The organism is Bacillus sp. LR--39 (assembly GCF_053613335.1).
Map to the genome: position 1 here is coordinate 635,821 of NZ_JBSIOT010000002.1, position 18,723 is coordinate 654,543.

Consider the following 18,723-nt stretch of genomic DNA (forward strand, 5'->3'; position numbering starts at 1 on the left):
CATATAAAGAGGGTGCGTTTTGTTTGATTGAAATAATCAGAAAATTGTATGTCAACCGATTGACATATGAAACCGGTTGACATACAATTCTTTTTGAAAGCGCTTTATTTGCGGAGTGAAGGGAAGTGACGGGTATGGAGAGATGGCTGGCGGCAATAAAGTGAAAGAATTAAGCAGCGATAGAAAGTAAGCGCTTACTCGGAGCTCGCATGTATGTGATGAAAATGAAGAAGGAAGTATGCGGCTCTAAAACGGCTATTAAAAGGTCCTCTAAAAGGAGCGGTGCAAATGAAAAGCTCAAAAAGTCTGTATTGGAAACTGAGTGCTTATTTCTTCTTTTTCTTTTTTACTTGGTCTTCCAGCTATTCTTTATTTGCGATTTGGTTAGGGCAGGAAATCAATTTAAACGGATCAGCGACAGGCATTATCTTTTCTGTAAACGCCGTATTTGCCCTGTGCATGCAGCCTCTTTACGGTTTTATCTCTGACAAATTGGGGCTGAAGAAAAAGATATTGTTTATGATCAGCTGTCTTCTCATATTCACGGGTCCGTTTTATATCTTCGTCTATGGGCCGCTTTTACAATACAACGTCTTTCTTGGCGCCGTTGTCGGAGGCTTATATTTGGGAGCCGCTTTTTTGGCGGGGATAGGCGCGATTGAAACGTACATTGAAAAGGTCAGCCGTAAGTATGATTTCGAGTATGGAAAATCAAGAATGTGGGGCTCGCTGGGCTGGGCGGCGGCTGCATTTTTTGCAGGGCAGCTTTTCAATATCAATCCCAATATCAACTTCTGGATCGCGTCTGTTTCAGCCGTCATATTAACGGCCATTATCATGTCTGTGAAAATAGAAATGACCGATCATGAGAAAAACAGAGCGGATTCGGTCCGGTTAAAAGATGTGGGGCGGCTCTTTTTACTAAGAGATTTCTGGTTTTTTATGATGTACATTATCGGGGTGACTTGCATTTACGGTGTATATGATCAGCAGTTCCCGATCTATTATGCGTCTTTGTTTCCTTCAGTGTCGACGGGTAACCAAGTATTCGGCTATCTGAATTCATTCCAGGTGTTTTTGGAGGCCGGCATGATGTTTCTTGCGCCTTTTATCGTCAATAAGTTCGGGGCGAAAAACAGTTTGATTTTAGCGGGGTTTTTAATGGCTTTCCGCATCGTCGGGTCCGGAATTGCAGTTGAGCCTGTAGGCATTTCATCAATGAAACTCATCCACGCACTGGAATTGCCGATTATGCTGATCGCCGTTTTTAAATATTTGGCTGCCAATTTTGATACGCGTCTGTCGTCCGTCCTTTATCTCGTCGGTTTTCAATTCGCATCTCAGGCAGGCGCGTCGATTCTGTCGCCGCTTGCGGGAGGATTATATGACAGTGCGGGGTTCCGTCAAACCTATCTCATCATGGGAATCGTCGTCTTTGGTTTTACCGTCATCTCCATATTTACTTTATTGGGCCCGAAACAAAACAGCAGGCGTGTCCAGCGTCTGCAAAAAATCGGATAGAGAGGATGTTACAAATGGATAGAATTCAGCAGGCGGAAGAAGCTTTGAAGGAAGCCGAGGGTAAAGTGAAACAAAGATATCGATTGGGGTACCATATTATGCCCCGGGCGAATTGGATCAATGATCCGAACGGGCTTATTCAGTTTAAAGGAGAATACCACGTCTTTTTTCAGCATCATCCGTATGATGAGCATTGGGGGCCGATGCATTGGGGACATGTAAAAAGTAAAGATCTCATTCATTGGGAGCACCTGCCGGTTGCCTTAGCTCCGGGGGATGAATTCGACCAAAGCGGCTGTTTTTCGGGAAGCGCGGTCGATGATCATGGAAGATTGGCCCTCATCTATACAGGCCATAATATAATTGATCAAGAGAAAGACCTATTCTATCAAACTCAAAATATCGCTGTCAGCCAAGATGGAACCGTGTTTGAAAAGCTTCAGGAAAACCCCGTTATTGCGGAACCGCCGGAAGACAGCGCCCGTCATTTCCGCGATCCGAAAGTATGGAAGCATCGCGATGTTTGGTATATGGTCATCGGCAACTCTTCAAAAGAAAACGTCGGACGGGTCGTTTTATACCGTTCACCTGATTTGCGTGATTGGGAATACGCGGGGGTTCTCGCCCAAAGTGACGGGAATCTCGGCTATATGTGGGAATGTCCTGATTTCTTTGAATTAGGCGGCAAGCATGTCCTGCTGATTTCGCCCCAGGGGATCGAGGCGGACGGTGATTCCTATCAAAATTTACATCAAACCGGTTATTTAATCGGTGACTATCATGATGAAACAAACAAATTTACACACGGCGCTTTTAAAGAACTGGATCACGGCCATGACTTTTACGCCGTGCAAACATTATTAGATGATAAAGGACGCAGAATTGCTATCGGCTGGATGGATATGTGGGAATCTGAGATGCCGACAAAAGCGGACGGATGGTGCGGTGCACTGACTTTGCCGCGAGAACTGACTTTGCGTGATGATCATAAACTTTTGATGAATCCCGTGGAAGAAACCAAGCAACTGCGGAAAATAGAATATCGGGAATGTGCCGGACGATCGCTTTCAGGGAGTTACTTGGCAAAGACGTCGGAAGACCTGCTTGAAGTCCGAGTCGTGTTTGATATAAACGATTCTGATGCCGAAACGGCAGGTTTTAAGATTCGCGGCCTTGACGAAGAAGAACTTGTGCTGACATACAATCTAACGGATAAAAAGCTGACACTTGATTGCTCCAAGATGGGGAAAGCGAAAGACGGTGTGAGAAGGGTGCAGACGGATACAAACGGCAAGCTGGCACTGCGTATCTTTATTGACAGATCCTCGATTGAAGTATTCGCCAATCATGGAGAAACAACGATGACAAGCCGTATCTATCCGAATGAAGGCAGATTGGGGATTGAGCTGTTTTCTGAGAAAGGCGCCGTAAAGGTTGAGGAATTCACCTATTGGACGTTAAAGGACATTTGGAAAAGAAGCTGAAACGTGTTTTTTCTGAAGTGACTGGAAATGTACCGATCCGGGGGCAGTCCGCCTGAAATGAGTTTTTTGTGAAAATCAATGCCGGTAAACGATGCAGGATTATGCTGCATGAGGACGCTGCATAATCCTGTTGTGTATTATCAAAAAAGAGTTGCTTTCTGTGCGTTTCTTTATTATAATATAAAGGTATCTGATTGAAAAAATGTGCGCTCGTAGCTCAGTTGGATAGAGCGGTGGTTTCCGGTACCACGTCTGTCGGGGGTTCGAATCCCTCCGAGCGCGTCTCAGTTAAGACGATAGAAAAAACCTCGCAGATGATAAATCTGCGGGGTTTTTTTATTTTATCTTGTTTTGAAACTGTTAACGAATGTGTCTCTGTTATGTTCGGTTCCGGCAATCAGCCGCGCACTTTCACTGATCCGCTGTGCGAGAGCTTTTTGCGCCTTACCTTCAAAGCTGTTCAATAGTGCTGAATACACTTCATATAATTCATCTTTCAACGTATCCATTTCGAATGTCGGTTTCAGCGTTCGGCGCACTGTCTCCAGTTTTGTCCCCGCTGCCTGTGTCATGACGGTTTTCAGCATCTGCCGCTGTAGCCTTTTCTTCATCGGGTCGTCCTTGTGTTCTAAAAGTTCGTCTAATGTCGGCATTATGTATCCACCTCTATCATCTTAACCAGTTTGCGAGCATCTGGTCTTTTTCCTGAAATTCATCCGCTATTTTATGTAAGAATCCGCCAATCTCTTCAAGGTCCGTAATCGCCGCCTGCAAGGAATCAATAAACGCCTGCTCAGCCTGAGTGTCATAAAAAATCGGGCCTTTATCGTAGGATTGCGCAATATCTTCAATGGTATTGGTCACGTCCTGTGCTTGAAGCTGATCAAACAAGCCGTGTCCGACTTGGCCGTAAAATTCTGTTTTCAGCTCGGCGACTTTTTCATCGTGCTCCTGATAGGCGTTTTGCGCTTCTTTTTTCATCGTCCGCAAATCCTCAGTCATAGCCTGCACCTTTTCAGCCAGCTTCTTTGCGTTTTTCGGCGTTACTTTTATTGTATCTGCGCTTCCGATCGCACCGGCCGGCAGAAGAGCGCCGAGGTTTTTATCGAAGACTAACTCATCTCCGTTCGGATTTGCAATAGTGCCGTTTCTATCGAACACGAAATTTGCTTCGTTTAAGCCGTGTGTATCCGGATTTCTCAGAATGACGGTAGTGAAGAAATAAGCGAGATTTTTTCCGATCTGCTCGCTCAATTTCCCATCAAGCCGCTGCTTCCGGCTGAACTGTGAGAGCGAGGGGTTTTTCGTATAAATCGTTGTCCCGTTGTGGCGGTCATATTCGTTCCAATAACCTGCCCCGACCATGTCGTCCGGATTGATAATTGACCGGATGTAAGGATCATATATGCCGCTGTTGATGTCTTTCTGTGTTTCTTCATCGTGCAGTTTTACGACGGAAGGACTGTTAAACGCGACGGCGTACACATCATTATTCACCGCGCTGTATTCGGCCTCAGCGCCGCCGAGTGAATGGCCGGTTGTTGAAATAATCGTTGACGTTCCGGCATACTTTTTCTTTACGCTGCGTACCAGCTGATCGGCTTGATCAATTTGCGATGTTTTCGTCATCAGCTTATACTTTCCGGTTGTGAGCATGGCGTCTTGAGAGGGCGTTCCATTGTATTTTCCGAGTGTTTTCGAGGTATCCTTTGCGTCTTTTTTTACAATATAATGTACTTCTTTTTTCGGATCATTTCCGAAAACAATATTGCCGCCGTCCGCTTTTACGCCGTCATTGATCGGGTCTTTTCCGATATCGGTTCCCGCAAAGGCGACGACCACGTTTTCGGGGTTTTTTGATTTTATCCATTTTCCGTTTTTGGACTTGATGCCTTTTGAGAATACAAAGGCATCAAGACCCGTACCAGAATCCTGCTTCACTTTCTCAACGTACCAATATGACGTCTTACTTATTTTATAAGGAGTTTTATATTTCATATGCAGGGCTAACATTTTATAATTGTAAGCTGCTTGACTCAAACGGTAATATTCTTTATCTGTGACATTAGAGACGGTTATTTCTTTTCCTTTTGGCATATATACATCACCTTTCTTATATTGTAAAATAGTTCCGAAAGGATGATACGCATGAGAAAATACATTATTATCCTAATTGTTATAATTATAGCAGTGGGAGGGTTTTTCGTGAAGCGTCAATATGATAAACATAAAAACGAAGAAAAACTTGTGATTGAGGCGCAAGAGCACATGAAGAATTACTTAAAAAAAGACTATAAAAATGTGCAGGAAGTTCATTTTTCAAAAGACTACAATATCGATCCGACAGGCGGAGTTGAAGTTTCAGGCTACATAAATAATAATAAAGAAAAAGAATTTTCCGGTATATATGATCCAACGAACAAGGAGATAGGTATTTCAGTGGTCAATGCCGAAGAAAGGTAAAATACCCACCTCAGGGATGAGTGGGTATTTATTTTGTTTAATTATCTTACAAAATTCGTGATATGTTTCTCATACAGTTCAAACCTATTCCTGAGACCAATCGCCTCAACCGTCTCATTTGTCGAGGTATCCCCGATATTAATGGTACAAATATCATGACAACTCAACGATAGGAAAAACGTCAGATCAGCATTTCACTCGCTTTAAGTTCCAATCTTAACTTGTCAGCAACAATCGCGATGAATTCTGAATTGGTTAGCTTTGCTTTTGACATGCTGAAAGTATATTCATATCAAGTTTTCAGTAGTTGCGTTTACTTAATCCATGAGGGGAAGTCCAAGAAGCACTGCAATATTAAGCTATCAAATATTTAGGTGAGCAAATTACTATTGTAGGTTCCGACCGTTCGATGTATCCTCCGTATCTTCTTTTACAAAATAATACACTTCTTTTTTCGGATCATTTCCGAAAACAATATTCCCGCAGTCAAAGATCGGGCCATTTGTAATATCGGTTCCCGCAAAGGCGACGACCACGTTTTCGGGATTTTTTGATTTTACCCATTTTCCGTTTTTCTTCACTGCTTGTACTAATACAACCGCATCAAGTCCTGTATTATCGTCTGATTTTATTTGATCGACGTACCAGTGAGTAGTTTTTGAAATGGAAGAATTAATGCGTATATAATCGTTCTTCTCTAATTTCCTTTTAAGATAGTCATAGTTATAAGCACGTTGACTCATCCTGTAATATGTTTCATCTGTCAGGCTTGAAGTCCAATTTTTCTTGCTCAAGATATATAGCGCCTTTCTTCATGTAAAATAGGGTAGGGAAAGGGATGATTTTTTTTGAATAAATACCTTATTATTGTACTGGTGTTAATTATAACCGTTGGAGGGTTGATTATGAAGCATCAATATGATGTGAAAAAGGAAGAAAAGGCTCTTTTTGAAAAAGCCAAAAGTAAAATGACCGAATACTTGCATCACGAGTACAAGGGAATAGAGAAAATTTCTTATGATGATTATTTTATTGATCCAACTGGCGGAATTACAGTTGAGGGGTATCTAAACGGCGATAAAACTAAGGAATTTGACGGTTTATATGATCCTGTAGGTGACAAAATAGGGAGCTCCTCTGTGGATGCGGAAGAAAAATCTTAAGACGCCTAAATGCACCGGATGTCATCACCATTTTTCTAGTCCGCGAGCTTCATCATAACTTATGAAACGGATGATTCTGTGAAAAAATACATTATGATCTTCATTATCTTAATAGCAGCCGGAGGTTTTATAATGAAGAGTATGAATGATAAAAATGTTCAGGCTGAAGAGATAAAGATTGCTCAGGAACGAATGGAGAAATTTATCAAAGCGAACTACGACGGAATACATAACGTTACATTTAAAGATAAATACGAGATAGATCCAATGGGCGGGATAGAGATATTTGGCTATTACAACGATGATACATCGAATAAATTTGACGGTATTTATGATAAGGCAAATGACAAGATTATGGGACACACTATAGATGCTGTGAGAAAGAAAGAATGCAGAGATAGAGATTGCGATTACTAAGAAGACGCTCGTCTGGCGTTTTTTGATAGGAGCATACACTAAACGAAAAGACAAGGGGCCGGCATTTGCCGCCCTTGTCTTTTTTCATTGAACATTGGAGAACATAATCAGAAACAGCTCATTATTTGACAGTCCATTTTAACAGCGTTACAATTAAACGTGTAAATAGTTACATGTTTAAGTAAACATAATAACTCGGGAGGTGATACGTCCTTGAATGAACCTTCTTTAAAAAAGTCATTTATGAGTCAGTGAACCGCATCATTGATCCCGAGCATGTTTATTTCCGTACTGTGCCTGTGTTTGAAACAAGCAGCGAGGCATATCAGCATCTGCAGGACCGACTGTTTATCGGGGGCTGCGGTCCGATTGCCGGATGACATTCGGTTAGATATTTATGAAGTTCAATAATAATATGGAGAGTGAGTCAACATGGAAAACTTTATCGGAAGCCATATGATTTACACGTATGAAAACGGCTGGGAGTATGAAATCTATATTAAAAATGATCATACGATCGACTATCGGATTCATAGCGGAATGGTAGGCGGCCGCTGGGTGCGCGACCAGGAAGTGAATATCGTCAAGCTGACAGAAGGCGTATACAAAGTGTCATGGACTGAACCGACAGGCACAGACGTTTCCTTAAACTTTATGCCGAATGAAAAACGGATGCACGGAATTATTTTCTTCCCGAAATGGGTGCATGAGCATCCGGAAATCACGGTGTGCTACCAAAATGATTACATTGACGTGATGAAAGAGTCACGTGAGAAATATGAAACATACCCGAAATATGTCGTTCCCGAGTTTGCGGATATTACGTATCTCAACAATGCGGGAATCAATAACGAAACACTGATTTCAGAAGCGCCGTACGAAGGAATGACCGATGATATCCGTGCGGGAAAATTAAAATAAGAGAAAAAACCCGGCAGCTTGGCCGGGTTTTTTTGTATCCTTTTACGACAGGGTTTTGGTCATGATAATGTCGACTTGTTTATCATCCCCCATATAAAAAGAGTGTTCTCCAGTTTGGACAAACCCCATTTTTTGATAAAAGGCAATTGCATTTTCGTTTTTTTCCCATACGCCCAGCCAGATGTTCTTTTTATTGTGTGCTGTTGCGATTTTCACAGCTTCATTCAGCAGATATTTGCCAAGCCCGTGTTTCTGATGGTTTTTTCTTATATAAATTCTCTCAATCTCAAGAGAATCTTCCCCCATTTTTTCTGACTGTGCTTCGTTCATGTTGACTTTTACATACCCCGCAAGGTCATCATGATAATAAACAAAATAGAATTGAGAAGACAGATTGGATAATTCCTTTTTCAGCTGTTCAGAGCGAAATGCATTTTCCAAATAAGCTTTCATATTTTCAGGTGAATTTTGATCCTTAAATGTATCATTGAATGTTTCAATGCTTATCTCCCGGAGCTCTGTTATATCGTTAAGGCTGCACTTTTTTAATTGAATACTCATGGTCATACAGCTCCTTTCTTCATTTATCATATCAGCTGATTTTTTGTTGTATTTGCAATGAAAATACCGTATAGTAAACATATCGTATTTTTGTTGTATTTGCAACATAAATAAGAAAATGAGGACGATAAAGTGAAATATGTTTTTTATGTTTTAGGAATCATGATCTTGACCTTTGGTGTTTCTGTCACGATTCAATCAGGGCTTGGAACGTCGCCTTTTGATGCGCTTATTGTGGGATTGTCCGTCCATGCAGGGCTTACCGTGGGAAGCTGGGAAATCATCATCGCTTTCCTGTTAATTTGCTGTAATTCAATGTTAAAAAGGCAAAGGCCGGAATTTTCAGGGATGATTACGGCGTTTATAACGGGAATCGGGATTGATATGTGGCTTTTTTTTCTGCATCGAGTCATAACGCCTGAACTGTGGTACGGAAAAGCGGGCTGTTTTGCAATCGGTGTAGTTGTGATAGGGATAGGAACCGCAACCTATCTGCATACAAATTTCGCCCCGATCCCGGTTGATCGGTTAACGCTAATTGTCCGCGATTTAACCGGGAGAAGCATCTTTTTTTCAAGAACGGTCATTTACTTCATATTTTTCATACTGGCCGTGATGCTAAAAGGTCCGGTAGGCATCGGAACGTTATTAACCGTTTGTTTAGGAGGGATCATCCTTCATTTCTTTATGCCGATTACCGGAAGATGGATAGACGGCATATTAACAGCATCTCCAAAACAGGAAGAAACGAAAACCCGGTAACGGGGGTTTTTACCCGATTCTATCATTTTTTCATTTCATCCGTATGTTCAAGGTATAATAAAAAAGGGGGAGGGATTTTTATGAGCGGTCAAAGAAAACTCGTTTTTTACGGAGCTGTCAGCGCAGATGGTTATCTTGCGCGGGAAAATCATTCTTTAGATTGGTTAATCGGAACTGAAGGTGAAGACAGCACCGATTATGAAGCTTTCTATGAATCTGTCGATACGATCATCATGGGCAGAAAAACATACGAAGAAATATTGGTTTTATTGCCTGAGGAATTTCCGTACAAAGGTAAAGAATGCTATGTGTTTTCGCGGACATTGACCGGGCGTACTGAACATGTGCGGTTTATTCATGAAGAGCCTGCCGATTTTATAAAAGCATTGAAACGCCAAGAAGGCAAGCGGATTTGGATTGTCGGCGGGAGTGATCTGCTGCACCCGGTTTTGGAGGAAAAACTTGTCGATGAGTTTATCATTCAGATCGCCCCCGTTCTGCTCGGCCGCGGAATTTCTTTGTTCAAACCAGGAGACCGGGAGACAGGGCTGAAGCTGACTGATGTCAGGCGCTATAAGCAATTTGCGGAGTTGCATTATGAAGTGAGATGAAAACGAAACGCCAAGGGAGCCAGCTCCCTTGGCGTTTTTTATGCTTGAAACAGGATGCGGCGTTTTGCTGAATCGGGATCACTTTCGACAGCGGTATCCGTGTTGAAAAGCAAAGTTTCGCGTGAATCGGTTTCATATTCAGGCCAATTGAAGTGAGAGGTGTTCGGGTTTCCGGTTTTTGCAAAAGCGAGCCATGCGGATTGGATTTGTTTGGAAAGCTGTTCTGCGTCATCACCGAGCGGTTCTTGCAGCGTCTTTCTCAAAGAATCAAAGTTTCCGAACACAAACGGCAATTCCAGAGCGTGAACGGCTTTATGAAACGGCGGTGTTTCGCCATGCCAATCAAAGCGGTACATCCAGACCGGTGCGTGCTGCGACTGTCCTTGTGCGAAAGCGACAGCCGGCCGCCAGAAAATCAGATCCGTCATCATATCGATTTGTCCCTTTAATGAATGCGGATATAAATCTGCCGCTTGCTCGGTGCAGTTCTCTCCGAGGTGATAATGCAAATAATCTTGCTGCTTTTTCTCGGAATGAATGTCTGTATCAGGGGTGAAAAACAAATATGCTTCATCACGATTGGTTCCGATGATCATAGGTATGCCTTCTGCGGCCCCGTCTGCTATGGCTTTCACCGGTTCCGCAGGCAATGTGGCCGGATCGATAGCGGGCTGAAACAAAAGCTGAAAAATGTTTTGATCTAGTGAGCGCCGCACTTTATCCGCAGTCTTAAGCAGGTCATTAACGGAAAGCTCCTGCAATTGATCAGTGCCGGCTTCATGAATAAATGCTGCCGCGATGTCTTTTGCCATGTCCGCCGGGATCGTATGAGAGGCGCCGCTTTCTAAAATGGCTTTATGAAACAGGCCTTTTGCGTCAGGCATTGCCATAAGGGAGGCGATGCTCATGCCGCCTGCCGATTCACCAAATATCGTGACGTTATCCGGGTCCCCTCCGAATTCGGAGATATTGTCCTTCACCCAGCGCAGGGCGGCGATCTGATCGAGCAGCCCGATATTGGCGGAATACGCGTCATGAATAGAAGACAAATGTAAAAAGCCTAACGGTCCGAGCCTGTAATTGAGTGTCACTACAATGACATCTCCGTCAGCGGCAAGGGCAGATCCGTCGTAAAGCGGTTCGCTTCCGGCACCTAAATAAAATGCTCCGCCATGTATCCATACCATGACAGGCTTTTTTTCGCCCTCTGAATCGGGGGCGAAAACATTGAGGTAAAGGCAATCTTCAGATTGAGCCGGTATATCTCCGGAAAACGATATAGACAGCATATCATCCGGCTGCGGACAAATCGGCCCGAACGAGTCGGCATGTTTTACGCCGTCCCAAGGTGCGGGAGGTTCCGGCGCTTTAAATCTGAGCTCTCCGACGGGCGGCTTCGCGTACGGTATGCCCTTCCATGTGCGGACACCGCGGCCGGCAGTTCCTTTCAGTGCGCCGGAGCGGGTTTGAACGGTAAGTTTTGTCATCATTTCATCCCCTTTTTCTTTTCATTATAAACAGAGATGAAGACATGAAGCGAATAAAAGCCTTTTCATCAGCATATCATCAGTAACGCTTCCGTTCTAAAAATGATCTGACTTCCTGAACGGACAAGCCGAGTTCTTTGGCTTCCTGCATCAGCGCTTTCCATTCCTCAATGTTGGATTCAGTCAGTTTTCTGTTGCGGTAGGGTGCGGGCTCCGAGCGTTTTTCAGTCAGTTTGTTCGTAAAGGTGAACAGTTCTTCTTTCGGCATGCCCGACTGCACGGCCTGCACAAGATGGATGCGCCACTCATCTTCCGTGTCTCCCATGTGATGCAGCATCGTTTCGGCATCAAAAAGCTCCGTCAGATCGACCTGCAGGGTGGCGGATACTTTTTTCAGAAATTGGATGGACGGATTTGAGTGAACCCCCCGTTCTATCTTGCTTAAATAAGATTTAGAGACACCTGCTTCAACTGCTAGCTGATTAATAGAGTAGCCTTTTCTTCTGCGGTATAAACGAATTATTCTTCCAATCATTGTGCTGAATTCTCCCCTGTATACTGGCTTTTTTTGTTCATTATAAGAAATCTTTCGTTCTTTATAAAATTTAAAATTATAAGGTAAGTGCAGTAAATAAGAGGAAAATCATGATAATGTTCTCTAAAAAGAACCAAATGGCTTAATTTGAAATTTTCAAATTTCGACCTTTTCTTTTATAATCCAATCATTAACAGAAGGGGGCGTTTAAGCCTGATGCAATAAGGATGAGGCTGTAATTACATGAATGAGAATATGAGTTTCAAAGAATTATTTGACATTATTAAACACAGATTTTTACTGATTTTTATCATGACAGCAGTTGTAACGCTGGTGACGGGATACATCCAATTCCGGGTGATTTCGCCCGTTTATCAGTCATCGACCCAAGTGCTCATTCATGAAACAAGCGGTGAAAAAAATTCGAATCTCAGCGACGTTCAGCTGAATCTTCATTACAACAATACGTTTCAAACGATAATGAAAAGCCCGGTTGTGCTTGAGAAAGTGAAGCAGACGCTGCATCTTTCTGAGACGGCATCCGCTTTAAAAGCAAAGATCACGACAAGCAGCGAAACCGATTCAGAGATCATTACCGTAGCGGTGCAGGACGAGAATCCGAAACAGGCCGCCGCTATAGCGAACACGCTGATGAAGACATTTAAAAAAGAAGTCCGTGACAGGATGAATATAAAAGGCGTCATTGTTTTGTCTGAGGCAAAAGCATCGGAAAGCCCGATGGTCAAGCCTTCGCGCATCCGAAATATCATGATGGCGTTCGGTGCGGCTCTCATGGCGGGTGTGACGCTTGCGTTTTTTCTCCACTTTCTTGATGAAACCGTTAAAAGCGAGCGGCAGCTCAGCGAAAAAACAGACTTGCCTGTTTTAGGGGTTGTGTATGACATCAAAAATCAGCAGACACGGTCTGATGAAAAACATTTCGGGGAGTGAGGCGTTTGGGATTCAGAAAAAAGAAATCAAGAAGGGGACTGGCTCAAATATCCGTTTTACATCACAAATCATTGGTGGCTGAACAATACCGCACCATTCGGACAAATATTGAGTTCTCCTCTGTTCAGACCCATTTGCGCTCTATTCTCGTCACTTCTTCCGTTCCGGGAGAAGGAAAATCATTCAGCGCCGCCAACCTTGCCGCGGTATTTGCGCAGCAGGAAAAAAAGGTGCTGCTCGTCGATGCGGATTTACGAAAACCGACGATACACGAGACCTATCAGCTTGAAAATGTACAAGGCCTTACGAATGTATTAGTCGGAAACGCTTCCCTCGGCGAAACGGTGCAAAAAACGCTGATTGACAACCTCTATGTCTTAACGAGCGGGCCGACGCCGCCGAATCCGGCCGAGCTTTTATCTTCAAAGGCGATGGGAGAGCTGATTCAGGAGATGTACAGCCGGTACAGTCTGGTTATTTTCGATTCACCTCCACTTTTGGCTGTGGCGGACGGACAGATTTTAGCGAATCAGACAGATGGAAGCGTTCTCGTCGTCTTGAGCGGAAAAACGAAAATGGATACCGTCCAAAAGGCGAGAGACGCGCTCCAGCAGTCAAAGGCAAAGCTTTTGGGGGCGCTACTGAATAAAAAGAAAATCAAAAAAACGGAGCACTACTCGTATTGAGCGGTGCAGGTGATGTCTCCTTACCTTTATCAACGGAGGCACTCGGCTCTGCTGTGGGCGGCGTTTTTCGCTGCCTTAGATGCTGGTCGTCGGTGGCGGGGTGTGAGGACGGGTTAAATGCCCAATTTATCTTAAGATGATGCATTGTTATCGGCTTAGCTGTTATGTCTGTTTTTACGAAAACCGTATCAGCTAAACCGATAAATGAGGAGGGGAAAGATTGACTTACCGGAGAAGACTTTCAATGATTTTTGCATTGGATACGTATCTCGTTTTACTTTCCGTTGTTATAGGATATCAATTTTTTGAGGATTCTTATCACTTTTATGACTCCGGAGCGTTGCTGCTGACTGCCGTGAGCATGCTGATCAGCCATCATGTATGCGCTTTTATGTTTCACCAGTATAAGCAGGTATGGACGTACACGGGAATAGGCGAGCTGCTTGCCTTGATGAAGGGGATCACGCTGTCAGCAGCCGTAACGGCGGCCGTCCAATACGGGGTGTTCCACACGATTTTGTTCCGGCTGTTGGCCGTCAGCTGGATGGTTCAGCTATTGTTCATCGGAGGAAGCCGGATGATTTCACGGGTGCTGAAAGAAACGATCGGCAGGAAGCAAAATGACTCTTCCCGGGCGCTGATCATCGGCGCAGGTTCGGGGGGGACGCTGCTCGTCCGTCAGCTTACCCAGAAAAACGATCTCGGAATCATGCCTGTGGCTTTTATTGATGATGATCAGACGAAGCATAAGCTCGAAATCATGGGCCTGCCCGTCATCGGCGGAAAAGAAAGCATTATGCCGGCGGTGCAGAGGCTGAGAATTCACCATATCATCATTGCCATTCCGTCTCTTTGCACCCATGAGCTTCAGACGTTATACAAAGAATGTGTGCAGACGGGCGCCCATATTAAAATCATGCCGCAATTTGACGAGATCCTGCTCGGAACGCAGGCTGCCGGACACATCAGAGATGTAAAAGCCGAAGATCTGCTCGGCAGAAAGCCGGTCACCCTTGATACGAGCAAAATTTCTGACAGCATCAAGGGAAAAACGATTCTGGTCACGGGCGCCGGCGGCTCAATCGGTTCTGAGATCTGCCGCCAGATCAGCGCGTTTCTTCCGCGGGAAATCGTCCTTCTCGGCCACGGAGAAAACAGCATTCATTCCGTACATACCGAGCTGTCCGCACGCTTCGGCAAAGAGGTGCTCTTTCACGCGGAGATCGCCGATATTCAGGACAGAGATAAAATCTTTACTTTGATGAAAAAATACGAGCCGCACGTCGTCTATCATGCGGCTGCCCATAAACATGTGCCGTTAATGGAACATAATCCGGAAGAAGCCGTTAAAAACAACATTATCGGCACGAAAAATGTCGCCGAAGCCGCCGACATGTGCGGAACGGAAACATTCGTGCTGATTTCTTCTGATAAAGCGGTCAATCCGGCCAATGTCATGGGCGCGACGAAACGGTTTGCGGAAATGGTCATCATGAACCTCGGAAAGATCAGCCGCACCAAATTCGCCGCCGTCCGTTTCGGAAATGTGCTCGGAAGCCGCGGCAGCGTAATCCCGATTTTCAAAAAGCAGATTGAAAAAGGCGGACCTGTCACCGTCACGCACCCGGCGATGACAAGATATTTTATGACGATTCCCGAAGCGTCAAGACTCGTCATTCAGGCGGGGGCGCTTGCAAAAGGGCGGCAGATTTTCGTTCTGGATATGGGAGAACCCGTCAAAATCGTCGATCTGGCCAAAAACCTGATTCATTTATCAGGCTATACGACAGAACAGATTCCCATCGAATTCTCCGGCATCCGTCCGGGAGAAAAGATGTATGAAGAATTGCTGAATCATAATGAAGTACATACGGAGCAGATTTTTCCGAAAATCCATATCGGGAAAGCGGTGGACGGGAATTGGGCCGTGCTCATCCGTTTTATGGAGGAATTCAGCCGTCTGCCTGAAGATGAGCTGAGAAAACGGCTGTTTGAGGCGATCGAATCAGTACATGAAGAAGCGGCCGCAGGCGTGTGATGGGAGGACAGAAAGATGACGAAAAAAGTATTATTCTGCGCCACTGTCGATTATCATTTTAAAGCCTTTCATCTTCCGTATTTTCAATGGTTTCAGGATATGGGGTGGGAAGTGCACGTCGCGGCAGGCGGCAATATGAATCTTCCGTTCGTTGATGAAAAGTTTTCCATTCCAATCCGGCGCTCGCCGTTTCATCCCGAAAATCTTTCTGTTTACAGGCGGCTGAAACGGCTCATTCAGGACAACGGCTACGACATGATTCACTGCCATACGCCGGTCGGCGGCGTGCTCGCACGCCTTGCTGCGAGACAAGCGCGCCAAAAAGGGACAAAGGTGCTGTACACCGCGCACGGTTTTCACTTCTGCGACGGAGCGCCTCTGAAAAACTGGCTTCTTTATTACCCGATCGAAAAATTTCTTTCTTCTTATACGGATTGTCTGATTACGATTAATGAAGAGGATTACGAACGGGCCAAGCAAATGAAAAAAACAGCTTGCGGCGCGAAAAAAATACACGGCATCGGGGTGAATACAGACAGGTTTCGCCCTGTGAGCCGGGAAGAGAGTGAACGTCTGAGAGAAAAACACGGCTTCAGCGCCGGGGAATTTATTCTCGTATACCCCGCTGAATTAAACGGCAATAAAAACCAGGGACTTCTCATTGAGGCTGCGGCATTGCTGAAGAACCGCATCCCGGAGCTGAAACTCGTATTTGCCGGAGAAGGCGCGATGGAAGCGCCGTACAGAAAAAAGGCTGAATCACTCGGTGTATCCGACATGGTGCGGTTTTACGGTTTTTGCCGCGATATTCATGAACTGATTCAGCTTGCCGATCTGTCTGTCGCCTCAAGCATCCGCGAAGGACTCGGCATGAATCTGCTTGAAGGAATGGCTGCCGAAAAGCCGGCCGTTGCCGCGGACAACAGGGGGCACCGTGAGATCATCGAAGACGGTGTGAACGGTTTTCTCGTGCCGGCCGGGGACAGCGCGGCGTTTGCCGATCGGATTGAAAAGCTGTACCGCTCCCCGGGGCTGCGAAAAGCAATGGGGCAAGAAGGGCGCAGGACGGCGGAATGTTTTTCAGAAACACGTACGGTAAAGGAAATGGCGCACATTTACGCCGGTTATATGGATAAAAAGGAGAAAAGCGTATGAATGCAGGAGCACAACCGAAAATTTCCGTGATCATGGGAATTTATAATTGCGAAGAGACTTTAGCGGAGAGTATAGAATCCATCCTGAGCCAATCGTATAAGAATTGGGAACTGATTATGTGTGATGACGCGTCAACTGACGGAACGTATCAGATTGCGCGCCGTTACGCGGATCATTACGGCGACCGGATCACGCTGATTCAAAATAAAACAAATCAACGGCTTGCCGCTTCGCTTAACCGCTGTCTGACATACGCAACGGGGGATTATATCGCCAGGCAGGACGGTGATGACATCTCCAACCCGAGGAGACTGGAAAAACAGGCCGCTTTCTTAAACAAGCACGCCCACTATCAAGTCGTAGGCACGGGAATGCTCGTATTTGACGAATTCGGTGTAAGGGGCGCCCGCCTTTTGCCGCCCGTGCCGAAACCGGGAATTATGGCGAAAGGCACACCGTTCTGCCACGGCACCATTATGATGCGGGCTGAAGCGTACAAAGCGCTTGGCGGCTACCGGTCAGTCAGGCGGACGCGGCGGATGGAGGATATCGATTTGTGGCTGCGCTTTTTTGAAGCGGGTTTCCGGGGGTACAATCTCCAAGAAACGCTGTATAAAGTCAGAGAGGACAGTGATGCGTTTAAAAGGAGATCGTTTACGTATTCCATTGATAATGCGATCCTCGTTTTTCAGGCATGCAGACGGCTGAAGCTGCCGCTTTCCCATTACGCGTATATCGCAAAACCGCTCATCCGCGCCATTACGCCGCCCGCGGTCATGAACCGTTATCATAAAAACAGGGACATCCGCCAAAAAGAAGGGCTTGCCGAACATGACTGACAAACCGATGCGGGTGCTGCACGTCTTCAGCGGTATGAACAGGGGCGGCGCAGAAACGATGATGATGAATTTGTACCGGAAGATGGACAGAACGAAGGTGCAGTTTGATTTTTTAACCCATAGGAACGATCCGTGCGCTTATGATGAGGAAATTCTCGCTCTCGGCGGACGGCTTTTTTATGTGCCGAGCATCGGCAGCACAAACCCAGTTACATTTGTGAAACAGGTCAAGCGGGTGATTAAGGAAAAAGGCCCGTTTGCCGCCGTGCACGCCCATACCGATTTTCAGTCTGGATTTATCGCATTGGCCGCTCGTTTAGCCGGCGTCCCGGTGCGGATCTGCCATTCGCACAGTACGTCGTGGCGGGGGCGGGCGTCGCGGCTTGCCGGGATGCAGCTGTTTGTTTTCAGACGGCTGATCACGGCAAACGCCACGGCACTGTGCGCCTGCGGAGAAGACGCGGGCCGTTTCTTATTCGGGAAAGAAAAAGACGTGCATCTTTTGCCGAACGGCATTGATCTCGACTTATTTGCCGGCGGGTGCGCGGACACAGAAGCTGAAAAAAGGAAGCGGGGCATTGCAGACGGCCGTTTGGTGATCGGCCATATCGGCCGCTTTACAGAAGAAAAAAACCATGAATTTCTGCTCCGGCTGGCCGCTGATATGAAAGAGCGGGGCATCGGTTTACAGCTGATTCTCGCCGGAGACGGTCCGCTTCGCACCGACATGGAAAATCTGGCGGCGAAGCTGGGGCTTGATGATGAGGTGCGTTTTATCGGCATAGAAGACCGCGTTCATGCCCTGCTGAAAACGCTGGATGTATTTGTCATGCCGTCTCTTTATGAAGGGCTGCCCGTCACGCTCGTTGAAGCGCAGGCCTCCGGGGTGCCGTGCGTGATATCAGACGGCATAACGGAAGAAGCCGATGCCGGGCTCGGGCTGGTCAAAAGGCTCAGCCTCAAAGAACCGCCCGGACAATGGGCATCCGCGGTTTTACGGGCAGCAGAGGCGGCAAAGCCTGACGGGGCGCGCATTAAAGAAACCCTCAGACGGCAGGGATATGACGCGGGAGAAAATGCGGGGGCTGTTATGAAGCTTTACAATATGAATTGGAAAAAGGAACAGTAA

Annotated in this window: 19 protein-coding genes, 1 tRNA gene and 3 pseudogenes; 16 read left to right on the top strand and 7 right to left on the bottom strand. The window is 45.7% G+C overall.

The features are described 5' to 3' along the window. The first annotated feature begins 288 nt into the window (after positions 1-288). The 3 genes from ACWHAR_RS12925 (at position 289) to ACWHAR_RS12935 (ending at position 3,287) form a co-directional block, all read left to right on the top strand. The gene (locus ACWHAR_RS12925) at positions 289-1,521 is read left to right on the top strand and encodes an MFS transporter (protein WP_007613980.1); all 1,233 of its coding nucleotides are present in this window, start codon (positions 289-291) and stop codon (positions 1,519-1,521) included. A 14-nt stretch (positions 1,522-1,535) separates the two neighbouring features. Continuing rightward, positions 1,536-3,005 (top strand): glycoside hydrolase family 32 protein, encoded by a 1,470-nt coding sequence (locus ACWHAR_RS12930; protein ID WP_032876285.1) that lies wholly within the window; start codon positions 1,536-1,538, stop codon positions 3,003-3,005. Between the two features lie 206 nt (positions 3,006-3,211). After that, positions 3,212-3,287: transfer RNA gene (locus ACWHAR_RS12935), tRNA-Arg, on the top strand. 59 nt (positions 3,288-3,346) lie between these two features. Here ACWHAR_RS12935 and ACWHAR_RS12940 read toward each other — a convergent pair. Next, a complete protein-coding gene (locus ACWHAR_RS12940) occupies positions 3,347-3,658 on the bottom strand; it encodes a hypothetical protein (protein ID WP_007613966.1) in 312 nt (103 codons plus the stop codon). Between the two features lie 16 nt (positions 3,659-3,674). After that, a complete protein-coding gene (locus ACWHAR_RS12945) occupies positions 3,675-5,102 on the bottom strand; it encodes a lipase (protein ID WP_032876288.1) in 1,428 nt (475 codons plus the stop codon). A gap of 51 nt (positions 5,103-5,153) precedes the next feature. On the opposite strand from ACWHAR_RS12945, the gene ACWHAR_RS12950 reads away from it, so the two are divergent. Next, positions 5,154-5,468 (top strand): DUF1433 domain-containing protein, encoded by a 315-nt coding sequence (locus ACWHAR_RS12950; RefSeq protein ID WP_012118522.1) that lies wholly within the window; start codon positions 5,154-5,156, stop codon positions 5,466-5,468. Positions 5,469-5,649: 181 nt separating this feature from the next. Here ACWHAR_RS12950 and ACWHAR_RS12955 read toward each other — a convergent pair. Both ACWHAR_RS12955 and ACWHAR_RS12960 read right to left on the bottom strand, forming a co-directional pair. After that, positions 5,650-5,760: pseudogene (locus ACWHAR_RS12955) on the bottom strand (sporulation transcription factor Spo0A); the annotation flags it as partial. Positions 5,761-5,856: 96 nt separating this feature from the next. Beyond that, positions 5,857-6,262, bottom strand: a pseudogene (locus ACWHAR_RS12960) (lipase); the annotation flags it as partial. Between the two features lie 54 nt (positions 6,263-6,316). Between ACWHAR_RS12960 and ACWHAR_RS12965 the strand changes: the two are divergent. From ACWHAR_RS12965 to ACWHAR_RS12980, 4 genes and pseudogenes are all read left to right on the top strand, one after another. Beyond that, positions 6,317-6,631, top strand: a complete 315-nt coding sequence (locus ACWHAR_RS12965; protein WP_032876294.1) for a DUF1433 domain-containing protein — start codon at positions 6,317-6,319, stop codon at positions 6,629-6,631. A gap of 132 nt (positions 6,632-6,763) precedes the next feature. Next, on the top strand, positions 6,764-7,048 hold the full coding sequence (locus ACWHAR_RS12970; protein ID WP_045555104.1) for a DUF1433 domain-containing protein: 285 nt from the start codon (positions 6,764-6,766) through the stop codon (positions 7,046-7,048). Between the two features lie 248 nt (positions 7,049-7,296). Continuing rightward, positions 7,297-7,459: pseudogene (locus ACWHAR_RS12975) on the top strand (DUF3237 family protein); the annotation flags it as partial. A gap of 21 nt (positions 7,460-7,480) precedes the next feature. Continuing rightward, positions 7,481-7,969, top strand: a complete 489-nt coding sequence (locus ACWHAR_RS12980) for a phenolic acid decarboxylase (protein ID WP_014305882.1) — start codon at positions 7,481-7,483, stop codon at positions 7,967-7,969. Positions 7,970-8,011: 42 nt separating this feature from the next. On the opposite strand, the gene ACWHAR_RS12985 is transcribed toward ACWHAR_RS12980, so the two are convergent. Next, positions 8,012-8,530, bottom strand: a complete 519-nt coding sequence (locus ACWHAR_RS12985; RefSeq protein WP_029325823.1) for a GNAT family N-acetyltransferase — start codon at positions 8,528-8,530, stop codon at positions 8,012-8,014. A gap of 132 nt (positions 8,531-8,662) precedes the next feature. Between ACWHAR_RS12985 and ACWHAR_RS12990 the strand changes: the two genes are divergently transcribed. Together ACWHAR_RS12990 and ACWHAR_RS12995 are read left to right on the top strand one after the other, a co-directional pair. After that, a complete protein-coding gene (locus ACWHAR_RS12990; RefSeq protein ID WP_032876301.1) occupies positions 8,663-9,292 on the top strand; it encodes a YczE/YyaS/YitT family protein in 630 nt (209 codons plus the stop codon). An 80-nt stretch (positions 9,293-9,372) separates the two neighbouring features. Next, positions 9,373-9,903, top strand: a complete 531-nt coding sequence (locus ACWHAR_RS12995; protein WP_025853511.1) for a dihydrofolate reductase family protein — start codon at positions 9,373-9,375, stop codon at positions 9,901-9,903. Between the two features lie 38 nt (positions 9,904-9,941). Here the strand turns inward: ACWHAR_RS12995 and ACWHAR_RS13000 are convergent, their stop codons facing one another. Both ACWHAR_RS13000 and slrR read right to left on the bottom strand, forming a co-directional pair. Beyond that, positions 9,942-11,390 carry a carboxylesterase/lipase family protein gene (locus ACWHAR_RS13000; RefSeq protein ID WP_032876305.1) on the bottom strand — a complete coding sequence of 483 codons (1,449 nt, stop codon included), beginning with the start codon at positions 11,388-11,390 and terminating at the stop codon, positions 9,942-9,944. A gap of 79 nt (positions 11,391-11,469) precedes the next feature. Beyond that, entirely contained in the window at positions 11,470-11,925 is a 456-nt protein-coding gene (gene slrR, locus ACWHAR_RS13005; RefSeq protein ID WP_032876308.1) for an HTH-type transcriptional regulator SlrR, read from the bottom strand. A gap of 243 nt (positions 11,926-12,168) precedes the next feature. Between slrR and ACWHAR_RS13010 the strand changes: the two genes are divergently transcribed. From ACWHAR_RS13010 to ACWHAR_RS13035, 6 genes are all read left to right on the top strand, one after another. After that, positions 12,169-12,876, top strand: coding sequence for a YveK family protein (locus ACWHAR_RS13010; RefSeq protein ID WP_031378299.1), 708 nt, complete (start codon positions 12,169-12,171; stop codon positions 12,874-12,876). Between the two features lie 5 nt (positions 12,877-12,881). After that, positions 12,882-13,562, top strand: a complete 681-nt coding sequence (locus tag ACWHAR_RS13015) for a CpsD/CapB family tyrosine-protein kinase (protein ID WP_007407393.1) — start codon at positions 12,882-12,884, stop codon at positions 13,560-13,562. A 220-nt stretch (positions 13,563-13,782) separates the two neighbouring features. Next, the gene (locus tag ACWHAR_RS13020; RefSeq protein WP_171006736.1) at positions 13,783-15,600 is read left to right on the top strand and encodes a polysaccharide biosynthesis protein; all 1,818 of its coding nucleotides are present in this window, start codon (positions 13,783-13,785) and stop codon (positions 15,598-15,600) included. Positions 15,601-15,615: 15 nt separating this feature from the next. After that, positions 15,616-16,755 carry a glycosyltransferase family 4 protein gene (locus tag ACWHAR_RS13025; protein WP_032876311.1) on the top strand — a complete coding sequence of 380 codons (1,140 nt, stop codon included), beginning with the start codon at positions 15,616-15,618 and terminating at the stop codon, positions 16,753-16,755. Next, positions 16,752-17,594: a glycosyltransferase family 2 protein gene (locus tag ACWHAR_RS13030; protein ID WP_032876314.1), complete on the top strand. Its 843-nt coding sequence runs from the start codon at positions 16,752-16,754 to the stop codon at positions 17,592-17,594. The genes ACWHAR_RS13025 and ACWHAR_RS13030 overlap by 4 nt, the downstream gene beginning before the upstream one ends. Further along, the gene (locus tag ACWHAR_RS13035; RefSeq protein WP_032876317.1) at positions 17,587-18,723 is read left to right on the top strand and encodes a glycosyltransferase family 1 protein; all 1,137 of its coding nucleotides are present in this window, start codon (positions 17,587-17,589) and stop codon (positions 18,721-18,723) included. Before ACWHAR_RS13030 ends, ACWHAR_RS13035 begins: the two co-directional genes overlap by 8 nt.

Coding starts and splice junctions, on each gene's coding strand:
- ACWHAR_RS12925 (WP_007613980.1), top strand. CDS start 289: ATGAAAAGCTCAAAAAGTCTGTATTGGAAACTGAGTGCTTATTTCTTC.
- ACWHAR_RS12930 (WP_032876285.1), top strand. CDS start 1,536: ATGGATAGAATTCAGCAGGCGGAAGAAGCTTTGAAGGAAGCCGAGGGT.
- ACWHAR_RS12940 (WP_007613966.1), bottom strand. CDS start 3,658: ATGCCGACATTAGACGAACTTTTAGAACACAAGGACGACCCGATGAAG.
- ACWHAR_RS12945 (WP_032876288.1), bottom strand. CDS start 5,102: ATGCCAAAAGGAAAAGAAATAACCGTCTCTAATGTCACAGATAAAGAA.
- ACWHAR_RS12950 (WP_012118522.1), top strand. CDS start 5,154: ATGAGAAAATACATTATTATCCTAATTGTTATAATTATAGCAGTGGGA.
- ACWHAR_RS12970 (WP_045555104.1), top strand. CDS start 6,764: ATGAAGAGTATGAATGATAAAAATGTTCAGGCTGAAGAGATAAAGATT.
- ACWHAR_RS12980 (WP_014305882.1), top strand. CDS start 7,481: ATGGAAAACTTTATCGGAAGCCATATGATTTACACGTATGAAAACGGC.
- ACWHAR_RS12985 (WP_029325823.1), bottom strand. CDS start 8,530: ATGAGTATTCAATTAAAAAAGTGCAGCCTTAACGATATAACAGAGCTC.
- ACWHAR_RS12995 (WP_025853511.1), top strand. CDS start 9,373: ATGAGCGGTCAAAGAAAACTCGTTTTTTACGGAGCTGTCAGCGCAGAT.
- ACWHAR_RS13000 (WP_032876305.1), bottom strand. CDS start 11,390: ATGACAAAACTTACCGTTCAAACCCGCTCCGGCGCACTGAAAGGAACT.
- slrR (WP_032876308.1), bottom strand. CDS start 11,925: ATGATTGGAAGAATAATTCGTTTATACCGCAGAAGAAAAGGCTACTCT.
- ACWHAR_RS13010 (WP_031378299.1), top strand. CDS start 12,169: ATGAATGAGAATATGAGTTTCAAAGAATTATTTGACATTATTAAACAC.
- ACWHAR_RS13025 (WP_032876311.1), top strand. CDS start 15,616: ATGACGAAAAAAGTATTATTCTGCGCCACTGTCGATTATCATTTTAAA.
- ACWHAR_RS13030 (WP_032876314.1), top strand. CDS start 16,752: ATGAATGCAGGAGCACAACCGAAAATTTCCGTGATCATGGGAATTTAT.
- ACWHAR_RS13035 (WP_032876317.1), top strand. CDS start 17,587: ATGACTGACAAACCGATGCGGGTGCTGCACGTCTTCAGCGGTATGAAC.